This is a genomic window from Paenibacillus sp. FW101-FHT12H11, assembly GCF_058790355.1.
This window is the reverse complement of sequence record NZ_JBYTCO010000005.1, coordinates 494,248-511,584: the sequence shown is the minus strand read 5'-3', so window position 1 is coordinate 511,584 and position 17,337 is coordinate 494,248. Positions and strand designations below refer to the sequence as shown.

16 protein-coding genes are annotated in these 17,337 nt (G+C 45.2%); all 16 read left to right on the top strand.

The window, feature by feature from the left end:
- The 16 genes from AC3WTJ_RS19145 to AC3WTJ_RS19070 all read left to right on the top strand — a co-directional run bounded on the left by AC3WTJ_RS19145 (position 1) and on the right by AC3WTJ_RS19070 (position 17,326).
- Complete coding sequence (locus AC3WTJ_RS19145) at positions 1 to 840, top strand: carbohydrate ABC transporter permease (protein ID WP_492523166.1); 840 nt, start codon at positions 1 to 3, stop codon at positions 838 to 840.
- Between the two features lie 111 nt (positions 841 to 951).
- Positions 952 to 2,292: an ABC transporter substrate-binding protein gene (locus AC3WTJ_RS19140; protein WP_492523165.1), complete on the top strand. Its 1,341-nt coding sequence runs from the start codon at positions 952 to 954 to the stop codon at positions 2,290 to 2,292.
- A gap of 104 nt (positions 2,293 to 2,396) precedes the next feature.
- Complete coding sequence (locus tag AC3WTJ_RS19135; RefSeq protein ID WP_492523164.1) at positions 2,397 to 4,052, top strand: MGH1-like glycoside hydrolase domain-containing protein; 1,656 nt, start codon at positions 2,397 to 2,399, stop codon at positions 4,050 to 4,052.
- A 79-nt stretch (positions 4,053 to 4,131) separates the two neighbouring features.
- Positions 4,132 to 4,950 (top strand): substrate-binding periplasmic protein, encoded by an 819-nt coding sequence (locus tag AC3WTJ_RS19130; RefSeq protein WP_492523163.1) that lies wholly within the window; start codon positions 4,132 to 4,134, stop codon positions 4,948 to 4,950.
- An 88-nt stretch (positions 4,951 to 5,038) separates the two neighbouring features.
- The gene (locus AC3WTJ_RS19125; RefSeq protein WP_492523162.1) at positions 5,039 to 5,428 is read left to right on the top strand and encodes a MerR family transcriptional regulator; all 390 of its coding nucleotides are present in this window, start codon (positions 5,039 to 5,041) and stop codon (positions 5,426 to 5,428) included.
- A gap of 114 nt (positions 5,429 to 5,542) precedes the next feature.
- The gene (locus AC3WTJ_RS19120; protein WP_492523161.1) at positions 5,543 to 6,043 is read left to right on the top strand and encodes a DUF1036 domain-containing protein; all 501 of its coding nucleotides are present in this window, start codon (positions 5,543 to 5,545) and stop codon (positions 6,041 to 6,043) included.
- A 141-nt stretch (positions 6,044 to 6,184) separates the two neighbouring features.
- The gene (locus AC3WTJ_RS19115; protein WP_492523160.1) at positions 6,185 to 7,147 is read left to right on the top strand and encodes an NAD(P)H-dependent glycerol-3-phosphate dehydrogenase; all 963 of its coding nucleotides are present in this window, start codon (positions 6,185 to 6,187) and stop codon (positions 7,145 to 7,147) included.
- A gap of 161 nt (positions 7,148 to 7,308) precedes the next feature.
- Positions 7,309 to 8,802: a spore germination protein gene (locus tag AC3WTJ_RS19110; RefSeq protein ID WP_492523159.1), complete on the top strand. Its 1,494-nt coding sequence runs from the start codon at positions 7,309 to 7,311 to the stop codon at positions 8,800 to 8,802.
- Between the two features lie 17 nt (positions 8,803 to 8,819).
- The gene (locus AC3WTJ_RS19105; RefSeq protein ID WP_492523284.1) at positions 8,820 to 10,001 is read left to right on the top strand and encodes a Ger(x)C family spore germination protein; all 1,182 of its coding nucleotides are present in this window, start codon (positions 8,820 to 8,822) and stop codon (positions 9,999 to 10,001) included.
- Between the two features lie 29 nt (positions 10,002 to 10,030).
- On the top strand, positions 10,031 to 10,240 hold the full coding sequence (locus AC3WTJ_RS19100) for a hypothetical protein (RefSeq protein ID WP_492523158.1): 210 nt from the start codon (positions 10,031 to 10,033) through the stop codon (positions 10,238 to 10,240).
- A 37-nt stretch (positions 10,241 to 10,277) separates the two neighbouring features.
- Positions 10,278 to 11,396 carry a GerAB/ArcD/ProY family transporter gene (locus AC3WTJ_RS19095; RefSeq protein WP_492523157.1) on the top strand — a complete coding sequence of 373 codons (1,119 nt, stop codon included), beginning with the start codon at positions 10,278 to 10,280 and terminating at the stop codon, positions 11,394 to 11,396.
- Between the two features lie 157 nt (positions 11,397 to 11,553).
- The gene (locus tag AC3WTJ_RS19090; protein WP_492523156.1) at positions 11,554 to 12,252 is read left to right on the top strand and encodes a response regulator; all 699 of its coding nucleotides are present in this window, start codon (positions 11,554 to 11,556) and stop codon (positions 12,250 to 12,252) included.
- Between the two features lie 529 nt (positions 12,253 to 12,781).
- A complete protein-coding gene (locus AC3WTJ_RS19085) occupies positions 12,782 to 13,711 on the top strand; it encodes a HAMP domain-containing sensor histidine kinase (RefSeq protein ID WP_492523283.1) in 930 nt (309 codons plus the stop codon).
- The gene (locus tag AC3WTJ_RS19080) at positions 13,708 to 14,889 is read left to right on the top strand and encodes a hypothetical protein (RefSeq protein WP_492523155.1); all 1,182 of its coding nucleotides are present in this window, start codon (positions 13,708 to 13,710) and stop codon (positions 14,887 to 14,889) included. The genes AC3WTJ_RS19085 and AC3WTJ_RS19080 overlap by 4 nt, the downstream gene beginning before the upstream one ends.
- A 144-nt stretch (positions 14,890 to 15,033) precedes the next feature.
- Positions 15,034 to 16,452 carry an ABC transporter substrate-binding protein gene (locus tag AC3WTJ_RS19075; RefSeq protein WP_492523154.1) on the top strand — a complete coding sequence of 473 codons (1,419 nt, stop codon included), beginning with the start codon at positions 15,034 to 15,036 and terminating at the stop codon, positions 16,450 to 16,452.
- The gene (locus AC3WTJ_RS19070) at positions 16,445 to 17,326 is read left to right on the top strand and encodes a carbohydrate ABC transporter permease (RefSeq protein WP_492523153.1); all 882 of its coding nucleotides are present in this window, start codon (positions 16,445 to 16,447) and stop codon (positions 17,324 to 17,326) included. Before AC3WTJ_RS19075 ends, AC3WTJ_RS19070 begins: the two co-directional genes overlap by 8 nt.
- The last annotated feature ends 11 nt before the right edge of the window (positions 17,327 to 17,337 follow it).

Here is a 17,337-nt window from a genome sequence, read left to right as displayed (position 1 = left end):
ATGACTGTGAACAGGAACTATACAAAACTACTTAAACATTTGTTGATTATCGCTTTTGGCTTGCTGATGCTGTATCCCGTCTTGTGGCTGCTCAGCGCATCGTTTAAACCGAATCAGCTCATATTCTCGAATACAAGCCTTTGGCCATCAACATTTACATTAAATAATTATATCAACGGCTGGAAAGGGCTGCAGGGTACGACGTTTGGCCGGTTTTTCCTGAATTCCGCGCAAATTTCGGTGCTTTCAGTGCTTGGAAACATCATTACGTGCTCATTTGCTGCTTATGCCTTTGCACGTCTGGAGTTTAGATTCAAAAAGCTTTGGTTCAGTCTTATGCTGGTGACGATCATGCTTCCTTACCATGTTACCTTGGTCCCGCAGTACATTATTTATAACAAATTTGAATGGATTAACACGTACCTGCCGCTGATCGTACCCAAATGGCTGGCTCACGATTCTTTTTTCATCTTGCTTATGGTGCAGTTCATTCGTGGTATCCCGAAAGAGCTGGATGAGAGTGCAACGATTGACGGGTGCGGACAAGGTCAAATCTATTTTCGGATTATGATGCCGTTATTGGTGCCTGCCTTAATTACAACTGCTATTTTTACTTTTATCTGGACTTGGGACGACTTCTTTTCACAAATGATTTATTTGAACAACATCAAATTGTTTACCGTTCAACTTGGCATCCGTTCCTTGTTTGATCCTTCCGGAGAATCGGATTGGGGTGCGCTGCTTGCGATGTCTGTGCTTTCACTGGTGCCGATCATGACGATTTTTCTATCTTTCCAGAAATATTTCTTGGAAGGCATTGCGACTACGGGTCTGAAATAACCCGAAAAATTGAGTAGTCAACACCCGAAGAAATGACATTCTATGTACGCTGAAAATGCTATACGATCAGGGTATCAACGATCATAACACGAAAAGCAGGGGGAATTTTCTATGAAAAAACAGTTGATCATGACAACGTTGACCATGTTGATGGCCGTGACAACGGCTTGTTCCTCAGGAACAGGCACAGGTACAAGCAGCGGCACAACAAGTGCGCCGGCGGCAAGCACGGCAAGTGGAGCTGCAAAAGCAGAACCAGTTGAACTCCGACTTATGTGGTGGGGCGATCAAAAACGGGCAGATCGCACGAATGAAGCGTTGCGCAAGTTCGAAGAGAAAAATCCGAACATCAAAATTGTCGGTGAGTTCGCGCCAAGCTCCGGTTACTTTGATAAGCTCAACACGCAGCTTGCTTCCGGCACAGCACCTGATGCGTTTTTCCTTGGCGGGAACGTCGTTGATTACGCCAATAAAAACGTTTTGCTGGAGATGGACCCTTATGTAGGCAAAGAACTTGACCTTAGCGATATGGATAAATCCATGATTCAGTATGGGACATTCAAAGGTAAACTTCTACATGTCTCTGCCGGTGCGAATGCAAGGGGGATCGTTGTCAATACAGAGGTGTTCAAAAAAGCTGGAATCCCCGTTCCAAAAGACGGTTGGACATGGGAAGAATTTGGAAAAACGAGCAAAGAAATTTCGGATAAGCTGGGTAAAGACGTATTCGGTACGTACAATTTCACTGTCGATGGCATGGATATCTACTTGAAGCAAAGAGGCAAGATGCTTTACGACATGGATAATGCGAAGCTTGGCTTTGAGCAGCAGGACGCGGAAGAGTGGTTCGGCTTATGGGATTCGATGACCAAAGCTGGCGGCGTTGTTACACCGGCGCTGCAAGTGTCTAACCCCCCGTCGGATACGAGCAAATCACTCGTTGTTACCGGCAAAGTGGCGATGAGCCTGCTTGCTTCCAATCAGCTTGGCGCTCACCAGAACTTGATTCCGGATAAGCTGGAGTTAGTCCAACTGCCTCGTGGACCAAAAGGTACCGGTGTTGTATTCGAATCGAGCCAAGGCTTGTCCGGTTATGCCAAAACAAAGCATCCGAAAGAAGTGGCAATGCTGATGAACTACTGGATTAACGATCCGGATGCGGCGAAAATTCTGGGCAATGACCGTGGAGTTCCTGTTACATCCAAAATGCGTGAGCTGTTGAAGAAGGATGCGAATCCGGTTGATCAAGTTATCTATGATTATACGAGCCGCGTCTCTGCAGCAACGAACAAAGAACCGTTCGTGGTGAGTTACAATCCTCCTGGCAACACGGAGTATACGAAATTAATTGAAACAACCGTACAGGAAATCGGGTTTGGCAAAAAAGATGTGAAAAAAGGCGTGGCTGATTTCTATACCGGTACGGTCAAAATTTTCAACAATAACAAATAAGAAATCCGCTTGCGGGAGAAAAGGCTGCCACTGGCAGTCTTTTTCTTATCTTCCAATGCGCATGCTGGACTATTTTATTGAGACAAGAAAAGAGGCTGAAACATATGAAAGAAGATGTGCTTACGAAACTTCGCGGGATTCAGACGGAGGACAAGGTCGGTGAGCTGAAAAAAGCTTCCGATGTTCAGGTAGTAAAAGAGTGGATGCAGCATGGCGTGAAATTTGCAGCCTCTTCCGATAAATTTGAGAGTGTCTACTACGAGGCACTGCGTAAGCTGTTGGATTGTGTGGTGCCAACCCTCGGCGACAAGCCGATTTTACATGAAGGCGGCATCTATCTAGGCTGCTGGTTGGAAAGCACGGGGACCATTAATGCCGAGCTGCTTTCACGCTTCCTACCGTCCGTGTCGCAGACGACGTATGAAATGTTCGCCGACCACCAGCGAGAGGATGGCCTTATTCCGTATAAGCTGACTGAGGCGGGTCCATCGTATAGGCAAATTCAACTGGTGACACCGCTTGCGCGAAGTGTGTGGAATCATTATCAACTGAACGGGAAGGATCAGACCTTTCTGCGTAAAATGTACACGGCCATGCAGCGCTATGACGAGTGGCTGGCTACATATCGCGATACGCGTGGTACAGGTACTGTCGAAGCGTTTTGTACGTTCGATACGGGTCATGACTTGTCGCCGCGTTTCTGGCATGTAGCGGATACACCGCATAGGAATGATCCTCGCGTGTACAATCCGGATTCTCCGATTCTGCCTTTCCTTGCACCGGATTTAACGGCAAATGTGTATTGTCAGCGCCTCTATTTGGCGAAAATAGCGGAAGAGTTAGGCGAAAGCGGCGAGCCGTGGCGGGAGAAAGCAGCCACCAGCTTAAATCGCTTATTCCAATACTGCTTTGATGAAACGGATCAGTTCTTCTATGATCGGGATAAAAATGATGAGCTGGTTCGCGTTCAATCGGATATCCTACTGCGAGTGTTAGCTTGTGAAGTTGGCGATCAAGCATTTTTCGATCAAGCGCTGCGGAAATATCTGCTGAACACGCGTAAGTTCTTTGCGAAGTATCCCTTTACCTCGATCGCGATGGATGATCCTCGATTCGATCCTTTTTCATCGTATAACAGCTGGGCAGGGCCTTCCAACTTTCTCAGCCTGATCCGTGCACCGCATGCCTTTGAGCATCACGGCCGATTCGTAGAGTTAACGTATGTGCTGTATCCCATCATGGCGGCCTTTAATAAAATGACGCGTTTCTCTCAAGCGCTTAGTCCGTGGACAGGCGAAGAGGGTTTTACGCAAACCTACTCACCGGCCATTTTATGCGTGTTGGATTATGTTGAGCGGCTTTGTGGGATTCTGCCGAAACCGGATAATGAACTTTGGTTTACAGGACTGCTTCCATACGCTGTCGATCACGGGGAAGAAATTGCTGAGGCCACGGCTTATAGTCGCCAAGTAGACAGTGTAACTTTTGAACTGGTGAATACGGTGGATCAATCGATTGTTTACCGGGATGGGAAGGTGCTGCTTCAGTTTCCGAATGGGTTAAGAGCTGTGACGGATCGAGAAGGAAAACTAAAATTGCTCATCGGGATGAGTGTTCGAACAGTAGAAGGGATCGTTTCTTATGATGGGCTTGAGTGGCATGTAGCTGTAAAAGGAAATGAGCGAATTGATTTGATGAATGGCATAGAGCTGAAAAAAGTTGAAGTTGCTAGGGGAGTTATCGCACCGACTTATCGTTAGTTCTATGTAAATAATCAAGTATAACCTCCCATCGATTAACAAATAATACCGTTGTTATGAGAAGGAGGGTATCCAAGCTATGGTTGGAAATCGAAGCAAGCGGGGCATCGCTCTGTTAGCCGTCCTGTTGGTTATGCTTGCTGCCTCAGGGTGCGGGAAACAGGAAGCGGTCAAAGTCGGCATTGAGCAAAACTTCCGTCCGTTCACGTATACGGAAAACGGGGATAAGAAGGGCTTCGAGGTCGATTTGTGGCAAGCGATTGCGAAAAAAGCGGACATTAAGTATGAACTCGTTCCCATGGAGCATGGAGAGCTCATCAAGAGCGTCAAATCCGGCGCGGTTGATCTAGCGATTGCCGGTATGACTGTCAGCAATGCCCGCAAGAACAATTTTGATTACTCCAGTCCTTATTTTCAAACAGGGCTGGTCGTCTTGACATCTACCGACAATGCTGTCATTAAAAGCAAGGAGGATTTAGCTCAAAAAGTGGTGGCAACCAAGAACGGATCAACTGCTTTTAACTACGCAGGTGAAATTCAAGGGGCAAAAATACGGAGCTATTCCAATGTCGCTGATGTCTACAACGAGTTAAAAAACAATACGGTGGATGCCGCTATTTTCGATGAGCGTAACGCCCATGATTTTCTGCAGGACAAAGCGCAAGGACAAGTGAAAATGGTTGGAGAAATGTTTAACAAAGAGCGATACGCCGTCGTTGGGAAGAAACGCAATAAGTATATCGGCAAAGTGAACAAAGGCATCGAGGCTGTCAGCAAAGACGGCACTTACGAAACGATGTATACGAAGTGGTTTGGCGCTAAGCCGGATCAAATGCCGGATCAAATAAAAAAAGATATGGAGTACGAAATGCAACACGAAACCGTGAATGGTCGCTAAATGGCGACCTTTATTGCTTTATTGGCGGCCATTCCGGTTGACATGGAGTATACTCCAGGCGATAAAATCGTTACAAAGGAGGCTTGGTATGGAACTTACAGAACAAACACTTTCAATTTCAGAGCTGTCTGAGAAGACTGGACTGACCATAGATACAATACGTTATTATGAGAAAATAGGGATCTTGCCCTCACCTCATCGTAAAAGTAATGGACGGCGGGAGTATACGAGCGGCGATCTGGAACGATTCATTTTCATTACACATTTGAAACGAACACAGATGCCGTTAAAAGAAATCGATCGATATATTCAGTTCTATATCGATCAAGATTATGAGGGTTGCTATCAAGTTCTTCATAAGCATAAAGAAGACATAGAGATGCAAATGGCTGAAATGAGCATGGCACTTGAGAAAATGAACTATAAATTGGACAATTTCAAGAGTCTCGTAGCTGGTCAAAATGGGGAGCGAAGTTAGCGATCCAGCATTAACTGATATTTTAGGAGAGCCGACGTTTGTCCCTTTCTAAATTCCAGTAATCTCATAATATAAACTGTAAGATTACTATAGTGGAATAGGAAGTGACGAACTATGGGTTTCAGTTTCCGAAATGCTACGAATGCTCCGCTGTTTATTTCCTTCGGATACTTTAATTTACTCTGTCGTCCAACGACCTTTGTCAAAACGGGTTGGTACAGAGTGGACCCTGGGCAAACGCGACAAGTTTGGAGTGGGTTCGTTGGCGGACAAACGTTTTATTACTATGCTGAAGATGCGTTCGGACGCCGCTGGGCTGGGCAATTTTTCACACAAGTCCCTTCGACACCGTATCGTTGGTGCTGGGACACAGGCTGTTCCACTTGCCGAACAGTTGGTTTTAGAGGAATTAGGCTCGGTTTGCTTGTTGCCAATTTCACACTCACATTAACCGCAATTCGGAGCGCGAGAAATGCTGTTGGTCCTGTGGCATTGCCATCTAAAGGCGTTTCATCACTGCGAAAAGTTCCTACAGGCATGCCTGGAAAAAAACAAGTAGGCAGACCCCTTCTCGGAGGCCGCACGTCAAATCGTTTGTGGTTGCCCCCAAAATAGTCAACCTTCTCATCCGCCCATTGGGCGGATTTATTGTTTTCATGGGCATCAAGAGGATCGTCAGCTTTTTTCGCGAATAATGCTATTGGAGATACATAGAGAGTACTCACGCCTCAGATTGACGTAAAGGAAGTGCATGTAATGAAAGTGACTGTATTAGGCTGCGGAAGATGGGGATCTTTTTTATCCTGGTATGCTAATAAACAAGGACATGATGTGAAATTATGGGGAAGAGAAGCTTCCCGCAATTATCAGAAGTTGTTGCAGACGAGAACAAATGATTATTTGCTTTTACCGCAAACGATTCAGTTAACGAATAGCTTGAAAGAAGCCGCTGCGTTTGCTGAACTTATCTTTATTGCGATTAGCGCTCAAGAACTTAGAGCTTTTGCCAAGCAGCTTAATTCGCTGAACCTTGCAAACAAGACATTTGTTCTGTGTATGAAAGGTCTTGAGGTAAATACAGGGGAAAGGCTTACACGTATTATTAAAGACGAAATTCAGCAGCCTGTCCATGTTGCCATTTGGGTCGGTCCAGGTCACGTGCAAGATTTCGTGCAGGATATTCCGAACTGTATGGTGATTGATTCAGATGACATTCACGTTACGAAGTTAATCGCTGATAGCTTGGGAAGCGAAACGATCCGCTTTTATTATGGAGAAGATGTATTAGGAAATGAGATTGGGGCGGCTGCGAAAAATGTGATCGGCATTGCAGCGGGCATCTTGGACGGATTAGGCTATTCAAGCTTGAAAGGGGCGTTAATGGCTAGGGGTACGAAAGAAGTAGCCCGATTAGTCAAGGCCATGGGCGGGAATGAGTTGACTGTATATGGATTGGGTCATCTCGGTGACTATGAAGCGACGGTGTTTTCGAAACATAGCCATAATCGGCGATTTGGGGAAGCTTTTGTCAAACAGGAACCCTTTGAGAAATTAGCCGAAGGAGCAGCTACGGTGAAAGCCTTGCTTCATTTGTCAGCCATGTATGATGTGGAATTGCCCATTTGTCAGGCGGTGAATGCCGTCCTTTGGGAAGAGCAAGATGCGCAAGATCAGATCATGAAGTTATTTATGCGACCTGTCAAATTTGAAACCATTTAACTAATACATATTTGTTGCAAGCATAGGTAGCCAATGTCATTACATTGATCACCTGTGCTTTTTTATGTCTGGGATAGAAAATCAATTGGATGAAAATACTAAAAAGTAGATGAAGATATGGCTTTTCTTTCTAAGGTGTCGACGCTAAGGAGGGAGGTTGTTTGGCTGAAAACACAACGGTTTCCATAAATCCAATCGTTGAACAAAACCTCGAACGCATTCAGAATGATTTGGGTGGAAGTGATGACCTGGTCATTCGTGAGATCCGTTATGACGAACATTCAGAAATTGCGGCGGCCGTCGTGTATATCGATGGGTTGTCGGATACAACAGCTATTAATAATTACATTTATGACGTGTTAAATCACAAGCTAAGTGTTGTCCCAGAGTCGGATAATTTGGATATAGACTCACTAGCCAAAGAACTGCTAGTCGGTGTCGGATCGATTCACACGGTTACGGACATGACATCTTTATTCACCAATTTACTTTCCGGTGAAGCAATTATTTTGTTCAAAGACACGGACATTGCCTATCGCGCTGACGTTCGTGAATGGAAGGGACGCGACGTGACGGAGTCAACGAACCAGACGTCCGTGCGCGGTCCAAGGGAAAGTTTCACGGAAACGCTTCGTACGAATACGGCGCTGATTCGACGTAAAATAAAGGACCCCAGGTTATGGCTTGAAACTATCTCAATTGGCAAGATAACGAAAACCGGTGTAAGTATTATGTATATTAACGGCCTAGCTAAGCCATCTGTCGTTGACATGGTTCGTACAAGACTTAACGCCATCGAAATCGATAGTATTCTTGACAGCGGTTATATTGAGGAGCTAATCGAGGACACAAAGTTTTCTTTATTTCCTACGATCTACAATTCCGAACTGCCAGATAATGTAGCCTCACAGCTGTTGGAGGGGAAGGTAGCGATTTTAGTTGACGGAACGCCTAATTTGCTGCTGGTGCCAAGCCAACTCGTTACTTTTTTTCAATCGGCGGAGGACTATTACCAACGGGCAGTATATGCGAGTTTACTGAGAATGCTGCGATTTGGGAGCGTGTTTATTTCGCTTTTGCTCCCATCTTTATATATTGCCATAACAACTTTCCATCGGGACATGTTACCTGCTTCGCTGTTAATTGGGTTGGCAGCGCAGAGAGAAGGGGTACCTTTCCCCGCATTTGTTGAGGCACTTGTGATGGAGGTTACTTTCGAAATCTTACGGGAAGCCGGCTTGCGGATGCCGCGAGCGATTGGCCAAGCTGTATCTGTCGTCGGCACGCTTGTTATTGGGCAAGCTGCCGTAGAGGCAGGTATTGTTTCTGCGGCGATGGTTATTGTCGTATCGGTTACCGCTATTTCCACCTTCACCTTGCCGGCATACAGTATGTCGATTCCAATACGTATTCTTCGCTTTGTATTTATGGCCATAGCCGCTAGTTTCGGATTGTTTGGGATCATCATGGGTGTGTTCGTGCTCTTGCTGCATCTATGCTCTCTGCGCTCATTCGGTGAGCCCTTTATGTCTCCATTTTCACCGTACAACAAAACGGATTTAGAAGATACTCTCTTGCGCTTGCCGAGATGGCTGATGTTCAAAAAGCCTGAAACATCCCTAAATAGCGGCAGCATCAGGGTTCGCAAGCGTTAGGAAGGAGGCGCTGTCGTCTGAGGTACAAATGGGTTGTCATCATACTCTGTTTGCTGATGTTAACCGGCTGTTGGAGCAGACGGGAATTGAACGAGCTTCTTATTGTGCTTGGAGTCGGCGTCGATTGGGAAGACGGCGAGTATTTACTTTCATTTCAAGTCGTGAATCCCAGTGAAATTTCAGCTCAAAAAAAAGGCGGAGACCGTCCGCCCAGCACGCTTTTTCAGGGGAGAGGCAAAACGATGTTCGAGGCTGCCAGGTCTTTGACAGCCGAGGCGCCGCGTAAAGTTTATATGGGGCATTTGCAGCTCTATGTCATAAGTGAAAAATTAGCAAGGATGGGAATTAAACAATTTATCGATAATTCGTTTCGAGACAATGAATTGCGGATGGACTTCAATATTGTTGTAGCCAGAGGCACGAAGGCGGAGAATATTTTAAAACTTTATACGCCACTCGAGAAACTATCCAGCCATAGCATGCAGCAATCTCTAGAAACTTCACAAAAAAACTGGGCACCAACCGCAGCTATTACATTAGATGAAGTGCTGAATAAACTTTCCAACCCCGGATATGAGCTTGCACTTACGGGCATTAAGATAATCGGGGATCCCCAAATGGGAGAGTCGAAACAAAATGTAGAATCCTTTCTGCCGCCAAGTCGTTTTCGATATTCCGGCATCGCCGCCTTCAAGGAAGATAAATTGATAGGATGGTTGGATCAACAGGAAAGCAAGGGATACACGGATATTACGGATAATCTGGATAGTACCTCCATCGAAGTTGCGTGTGGAGAGCACAAATATATGGGTATTGAAATTACGTCTTCCGATACCAAACTGAAAACGAACGTACAGAACGGTCTGCCCGAAGTCAATGTTCAAGTGCGGGTGGAGGCGAATATCGTCGATAGACCTTGCAATGATGTGGATTTGACAGATCCGGCAACAATGAAACATTTGGAGGAAGAAACCAGAAAAATTGTTCAATCCAATATGGAAGCGACCGTCACTCGAGCCAAGCAGGTAAAGTCAGATATCGTTGGCTTCGGGAACCAAATAGGAAAGGAACATCCCGCTTATTGGGAGCAAGTGAAAGACGAATGGAATGACGAAACATTTCCGAAGGCCAAAGTGCATTATGATATCCAAGTTTTTATCAGAAAAACGGGAACAACGGGCAATTCAACAATGAAATAGCGTACGTGTAGAAAGGACGCGGTTCAATCATGTCCTCTTTTTTTGCTGTATTAGCTATAGCGGCGGGAGCCTTCTGGTTGGAAGCACCAGGGCTGATTCGACGAAAACATAAACGAGAGTTGATTATTTTCATGATCTTCCTGCTCATGGGAACCGCACTCTACGGAGCTCTGACGCTAAAAGTAAAGCTTCCGAATCCATTTTACCTATTAAAATTGTTGTTTCATTGGCTTGGCTAGCAGTTAACCCGTATTGGCAAGAGAATGGGAGGATCACATGAACGCTTATGACAATGCAAAGATATCCCTGCGCCAGTTTACCATCTTGATCATTCTGGGAATCATTGGAGATTCCATCTTAATCTTGCCAATGATCATTGCCTCCTCAGCCAAGCAGGATTCTTGGCTATCCATGATGGCAGCCACCTTCATAGGGTTTCTAACTGGCTGGTTATTCGCCGCGATTGCAAATAAGCTTGGGCGAAACAGTCTGTTCGTTTTCACGCGCCAGAAGCTTGGCCCCTTTGTAGGAGGCTGCTTCTGTTTGTTGTTCTTATTTGAATTTGCGATATGCATCTTATCGCTTTTGAGTGAAATGAGCCAATTTATGACAACACAAATGATGCCGGAGACACCTGTTAACGCCATTATTATTGTATTTCTCACGGTTATTATCATCGCTTACAGATATGGTATTGAAGCATTTGCGCGTATGAGCGAATTGCTATTTCCCATGTTCATGGTGCTATTTTTGTTTCTCATCATTTTCTTAATCCCTCAAGTCGACTTCGCCAACCTACGGCCAATTGCAGCAAGAGGAATGAGTCAGATCTGGCAGGGCACGATGCCGGCATTCACTTACGGGTTTACAGAGATGGTTATCTTACTTATGTTGGTATCGCATGTTACGGGAAATGCGAAATTGACCAAACCGATTATAACAGGTTTTGCTTTCGGTGGAGTCATCATGATTTTCATTGTGCTGCTCTGCGTTCTCGTGCTTGGTACGAATTTAATGGAAACGAAATATTATCCAACCTATGTATTAGCACAAAAAATATCAATCGGCCACTTTTTGGAGCGGCTCGAAGCAATTCTCGCATTTTTATGGATCATAACTGTTTTTTATAAAACGCTGTTGCTCTTTTTCTCGCTTACAACCGGTATATCCCAGCTGTTTAATCTGCGGGAAAGTAAAATGCTGACAATCCCAATTGGCATGATTCTTCTCGTGGGCACCGTCGTCGGCACGCCTAGTATAGTCATTTACAATGATCTTTTGAAGCAATATTACGTTTGGTTCGATCTAAGTTTTTGTGTCGTTGTTCCTGTGTTGCTGTATGCACTGCTTCTTTTTGCTGATAGAAGAAAACAAAGCCTCTCGTCATCTAATTGAAAGGGTATGGTTCTCAGTTGGACACAAAAAGTTTACAAGTTCGTAACATGCACGTTACCATACAGAGGTATAATTTCACCGAGCATCACCGACTTTGCTAGATGAAATGTTAATGGCTGGCGTGGGTGTCCCATGGCGTAATGAATGCGGAGGGCGGATGGAGAAGACCAAAATATTACTGATTGAAGATGAAGCAGCAATTGCCGATCTTCTGGAATATGGACTGCAAAAGGAAGGGTATAGCATTCAAAAAGCAGCTACAAGTGCCGAAGGTTTGAGACGGCTGGAGCTGTTCCAACCAGATTTATTATTGCTGGATTGGATGCTGCCGGACGGGAATGGTCTGGATATTTGTAAAAAAGTTACTGCAATATATAACATTCCAATTGTCATGCTTACAGCTAAATCTGACATTACAGATAAAATTCTCGGTTTGGAATTTGGGGCTGACGATTATATTACGAAGCCTTTTGATCTTCGAGAAGTGGTTGCTAGAATAAGAACAATTTTGCGGCGGTTTGCTCAGGCGAATCGGACCATGAACGAATCACAAGAAACCATCTTCCAAATTAGAGAAATTACGATTAATACAAGCGAGCGTTTGGTTCATAGAAACAATGAGCTTATTGACCTGACCCCGAAAGAATATGATCTTATGATGACGCTCTATCTATCCAAGGGTAAAATTTTTACCCGAACAGAACTGCTCGATCAGGTATGGGGTTACGATTTCGCTGGAGATACAAGAACTGTAGATACGCACATTCAACGCTTGCGCAAAAAGCTGCAACTGGGTGATCTGATTACTACCGTGTTTAGCATAGGCTACAAATTTGAGAAACAAGTGGACGGGTAACATGCTGCACACCATTAGAGGGAAGCTGCTTATCGGATTTTTTCTCATTTTTCTTATTTTCTTTGTGATTTTAAACCAGATGGTTGCAAGAAATATTGAATCCGGTAATCAAAAGATGATGGCGGATTCATTAATTGGTCTGAAAAATAACAGCAATGCCTATGTGCGGCAGTCGTTTATGATCCATCATTTTGGCAATGATGAACTGTATTTCGGACAAATCGCCGAGGAGATGGCGAAAGATTTGCAGCATGATACGTCCACCAGCATCGCTATGTATTCCGTAACAGGGGAAAAGCTGTACGCAACGGACTCTGCACTGTTTGAGGCGGATGGAGATGATTTGAAACAAGCCTTACTCGGCAAAACCGCCTATCGGATTACTTCTGAGAATCAGACAACATCGGTTCTGTTCGCATTCCCGGTCATCGTTGATGGAACGAAAGTAGGGATTATTCGGTTTGCCAAGGATTTCACTTTGCTCTATGAGCAGAGCACGCAAATTAGGCGAACAATTTTTGTTACCGCTATGGCTGTTTTTGCAGCAGCTTTCCTGTTCACATATTTGCTATCTCGGCACATAACGGTACCTTTAGTGAAATTGTCTACCGCCTCCACCGAAGTTATGAAAGGAAAGCTAAACACTCGACTTACGTTTAGGCGCAAGGATGAGATTGGAAAACTGGCTGCCAATTTCAATAACATGATTGAACGCATCCAGAATCAAATTGCCACCATTGAGCAAGATCGGGATCAATTGGATGAGTTGAACCAAGCGCGCAAGCGATTTTTCGATAATGTGACCCATGAACTGAAGACGCCGCTTACAACCATTATGGGGTATGCCACGATTATTCGTGAGAACGGAAATCAAGATCAAGAGATGTTTGAAAAGGGGATTACCCACATTCTTGATGAGAGCAAGCGGCTGCATGAGCTGGTATTGAAGCTGCTCGAGCAGTCGAAGGAATCCCATGTGGCGGATCGAATGACCGTCATGGATGTGGGTTTCCTCCTGAAAGATGTTAGCGAAACAATGACGATTAAGGCCAAACGATATAAGAAAACGATTCGATGCCATGCGGACAATGGTTTATTCGTAAGTGGACAGCCGGATAAACTGAGGCAGTTATTCATCAATCTTCTGGATAACGCCATCAAATATGGCTATGCCCATTCGGACATTGTGGCAAAAGCGGAACTTGCATCCGAAACTGTGCGTTTGACGTTCACAAACCAAGGTCCCACGGTTCGTCCGGAGCATCTCAGCCGGATCTTTGAGCCGTTCTATCGGGCGGAAGCGACTACGCATGAGGCAGAAAGTGCAGGCTTGGGCCTTAGCATTAGCCAAGGAATTGTAGACGAACATCAGGGCAGCATCCGCATGACAAGCCATTTGGATCAAACCAGTGTCTATATCGAGTTGCCATACCGTAGATTGGAGAGTGATAGGGAATGAGTAAACGTTGGGTCTTCATGTTTACGATATGCTTCCTGATTACGATCTTATTGGCAGGCTGTTCGAGCAGATCACGCTCAGAAACGATTATCATCCCGGATGCGGAGGAAACATCGCAGGTCAAAGAGGAGCAAGGTGCATATGATGTCAAGTCGATATACCGTATCCTTAGTAAATCTAGTGAACTGGCGATACCAATAGGTTGGATCCATTCCACTTCACTTCTAAGCCTCTTTGACGAAAATGAGAATACAGCTAGCCTGGAACGTATTGACGCCCCTTATGAAGAGCATCTGAAATTGCTCGGCATTGAATCTAAGTCATCATTCATGACTTTTTCCTCTGCCAGCCAGTCCATTGCTTATGCCAAACAAGAGAATGGATCTTTTGGATTAAATGTCATTACTCTAATGGATCAGAAAGAAACCGTCATAGCACCAATTGCGATGGAACAATTTCGCACCTTGCGGTTTGGATGGTCGAATAACGGCCGTTATCTCGTTTATCTCATGAATAAGCCCGAAAACAAGGGAATTTTCATTAGCGTATACGATTTGATGGATCATAACCTGAAAACCTATTCGTTTGGTGGATGGGACGAAGCGGATATCATCGGTTCCATACAGCTAGCGGACGATGCTCAAAGTGTGGCCATCGTTCGCTCAAGAGGGAAACAGTCTTTTGTGGAAATCGGCACATGGAGCGGCAGCGAAATGGTTCGGCAATATGAACATCCCGCTGCGAACGACAGCCAAGTTGAGTGGATTCACAACGATCAGATCGCGTTTACCGGACAAGAGGGGACATTGTATGCTTATGATAGACGTAATGCTGCCCTTTCCGTTCTAGTAGAAGGGATCAGTGCGTTCCGTCTATCGCCGGATCGCAAATCGATTGCCTACGCACAGGACAAGGACACCGTCTACGCAGCTTCGTTATATGGCAACAATGTACTCAACAAGACGCAACTCTTCAAAGGAGTCATACCCTCGCTTATGGCGTGGAGCCAGGATAATAGAAGGCTTCTTCTATGCGGGTGGAAACCTTACGAATGGGATAAGCCTCGAGCGGCCCCAGCACCTGCTCCAGCTCCCGAATCCGCTACACGCTCCCCAGCAGCTCAAGTTGTTGAAGGCGCATCCAGATTGAATCAAAACTTAGTGATTGAATTCAAATAAAGAATCGAAGGAATTCCTTCGGTTCTTTTTTATTGCAACTCGTTGACATTTCGTTGACAAGTTGAATAAGTGGCGGCAACATCCTTGGGTTACATTGATTTTATAGGCGTTATATCAAAATCATTGAACAAGGATGGGGTAAAATTGAAAAAATCCAGATATTGGTTAGGACTTAGTTTAAGTGTTTTCATGCTGGGATTATCAGCTTGCAGCTCGAACCCGAGCTTGAGTCCGAGCAGTCCTGGCACGGACGCGGGGAAAGCGGGAGAGACTCCCGCTCCGCAGCAAACGGGTACGAATGCAGCGAATGCGTCTAAAGGCGGCAAAGCTACGATTGTTTTTTCTACATTTTGGCCGGATGAGGAACTCAAGAAAGCTAAGAAAAGTTATGAGGCCGCGCATCCGAATATTACCATTGAGCTGCAGGATGTCGTGACAGATGATGCGCATTTGGAAGCTGAGCTGCAAAAATATGTAACCGCGACGAATACAGCGATGTTATCCGGCAAAGGACCTGATATGCTCGCCTTAGACATGCTGCCAAGTGAGAAATATGTCGGTCAACATTTGCTTGCTGATCTAAGCGGAATGTTGAAGAAAGACCCTGGATTCCAAAAGGGTGACTATTATAATAATATTCTGGAAAGCTCCCAGACTAATGGAGGACTTTTCGGAATGCCGCTATCTTTCTTCCTCAATGTATTCATCGGTGATGAAACAGTCATCAAACAAACCGGTGTTCCGATTGACGATAAAAATTGGACGTGGGAAAAGTACGCCGACACCCTCAAGCAGCTAAGTCAAAAGGGACCTAATAAAGTGTCGGCGGGCAGTGCTCCTGGAGCTGCGGCGTCAGAAGGGAAGGAAATGATGCAAATGCTGCTGGGTGAAATGGTGAAGGAAAACTATTCTCATCTGGTAAACGAGTCTTCACGAACGGCAAGCTTCGACTCGGCAGCTTTTACGGATATGATGGAGCAGATCAAACAGATGTATGATAACGGCATTTTCGCCAGTTCTCGCGGCGGATCTTATTTCAACCCCAAAAATATCAATTCCGCCTGGGATTATCTGGTTACGATGAAGGAATCCGGTAAAGATGCGAGACTGTATGCCAAACCAAGAGCGGAAGGAACGACAGCTGGCGGATACTTTTACCCCTACAAGGTTATCGGAATCAATGAGAAATCCCCCGTCAAACAAGAGGCATGGGAATTCCTTCAGTATTTGATGTCGGGTGACATTCAACCAGCGCCGGAACGAGCCGGTTTCCCCATCAATAAAATGGTGTATGAGAAACAAGTCCAACAGCTCCTGGCCAGCAAGACAGTCAAAACCTACGAAGAAGGTCCATTGCATGGTCAATCGATTCCCGTCGATCCCGCTCAGATCCAACTGTTGAATGGTTATTTGTCGGAAGCCGTTCATCCCGTTGCGTTCCAGCCCAACAAAATTGAAGAGATCGTTCAAAAAGAAAGCCAGGCCTTCTTCACCGGTCAGAAACCCGCCAAAGATGTAGCTAAACTTATACAAAACAAGGTGATGACCTATTTGAATGAGTAAAATCCAACTTCCGACTTGGCTTGGGAAAGAAAGTATCGCCCCATGGATTTTCCTGGCACCTAGCGCAGCCGGCTTCATTTTGTTCTATATCATCCCGTTTGGTATGGGGATTGTGTACTCTTTTACAGATGCTACGATTGGCGGAGCATTTGTCGGCTTTGATAACTATAACGCACTTCTAAGCAGCAGATCGTTTCATAAAGCAGCAATGAACACATTGTTATTTACGAGTATTAGTGTGCCGCTTCTGATCTTATTATCCTTGGTGCTGGCTATCCTCTTAAACCGGCAGCTCACCATACGTGGTTGGCTGCAGACTTCCTTTGTTTTGCCCTTGGTCGTGCCGGTAGCTTCCATCATCATGATATGGCAAATTTTCGTTGACTGGAATGGAGCCTTAAATGCATGGTTGCATAGCCACAACTGGGCTAGGATCGATTGGATGCAGTCCGACGGCTCGATAGGGGTATTGGTGATTTTATACATTTGGAAAAACGTGGGGTACGACATGATCTTATTTCTGGCCGGACTTCAAGCGATTCCTGTTTCTTATTATGAATCCGCCAGGATGGACGGGGCTAGCAGGCTGCGTCAGTTCGTTCATATCACACTGGTCTATTTGACTCCGACGATGATTTTTGTTGTGCTGATCTCGATTATCAACTCGTTTAAAGTGTTCAGAGAGACTTATTTGCTCGCCGGCGACTATCCGTATGACCGTATTTATATGCTTCAGCACTATATGAACAATATGTTCTTTTCACTTGACATTCAGAAGCTGACTGCAGGTGCAACGCTGATGGTAGGTTGTATCCTGATTCTAGTGTTCGTACTGTTAGCCGTCGAGCGGCGGTTTCAATCTTTTATGGAATAGAAGGAAGTGAA

What these genes read in the sequence shown, in the direction of transcription:
- AC3WTJ_RS19145 (WP_492523166.1), top strand. Translation starts at nt 1, where the DNA reads ATGACTGTGAACAGGAACTATACAAAACTACTTAAACATTTGTTGATT.
- AC3WTJ_RS19115 (WP_492523160.1), top strand. Translation starts at nt 6,185, where the DNA reads ATGAAAGTGACTGTATTAGGCTGCGGAAGATGGGGATCTTTTTTATCC.
- AC3WTJ_RS19085 (WP_492523283.1), top strand. Translation starts at nt 12,782, where the DNA reads ATGGCTGTTTTTGCAGCAGCTTTCCTGTTCACATATTTGCTATCTCGG.
- AC3WTJ_RS19095 (WP_492523157.1), top strand. Translation starts at nt 10,278, where the DNA reads ATGAACGCTTATGACAATGCAAAGATATCCCTGCGCCAGTTTACCATC.
- AC3WTJ_RS19070 (WP_492523153.1), top strand. Translation starts at nt 16,445, where the DNA reads ATGAGTAAAATCCAACTTCCGACTTGGCTTGGGAAAGAAAGTATCGCC.
- AC3WTJ_RS19130 (WP_492523163.1), top strand. Translation starts at nt 4,132, where the DNA reads ATGGTTGGAAATCGAAGCAAGCGGGGCATCGCTCTGTTAGCCGTCCTG.
- AC3WTJ_RS19090 (WP_492523156.1), top strand. Translation starts at nt 11,554, where the DNA reads ATGGAGAAGACCAAAATATTACTGATTGAAGATGAAGCAGCAATTGCC.
- AC3WTJ_RS19135 (WP_492523164.1), top strand. Translation starts at nt 2,397, where the DNA reads ATGAAAGAAGATGTGCTTACGAAACTTCGCGGGATTCAGACGGAGGAC.
- AC3WTJ_RS19080 (WP_492523155.1), top strand. Translation starts at nt 13,708, where the DNA reads ATGAGTAAACGTTGGGTCTTCATGTTTACGATATGCTTCCTGATTACG.
- AC3WTJ_RS19120 (WP_492523161.1), top strand. Translation starts at nt 5,543, where the DNA reads ATGGGTTTCAGTTTCCGAAATGCTACGAATGCTCCGCTGTTTATTTCC.
- AC3WTJ_RS19100 (WP_492523158.1), top strand. Translation starts at nt 10,031, where the DNA reads ATGTCCTCTTTTTTTGCTGTATTAGCTATAGCGGCGGGAGCCTTCTGG.
- AC3WTJ_RS19125 (WP_492523162.1), top strand. Translation starts at nt 5,039, where the DNA reads ATGGAACTTACAGAACAAACACTTTCAATTTCAGAGCTGTCTGAGAAG.
- AC3WTJ_RS19140 (WP_492523165.1), top strand. Translation starts at nt 952, where the DNA reads ATGAAAAAACAGTTGATCATGACAACGTTGACCATGTTGATGGCCGTG.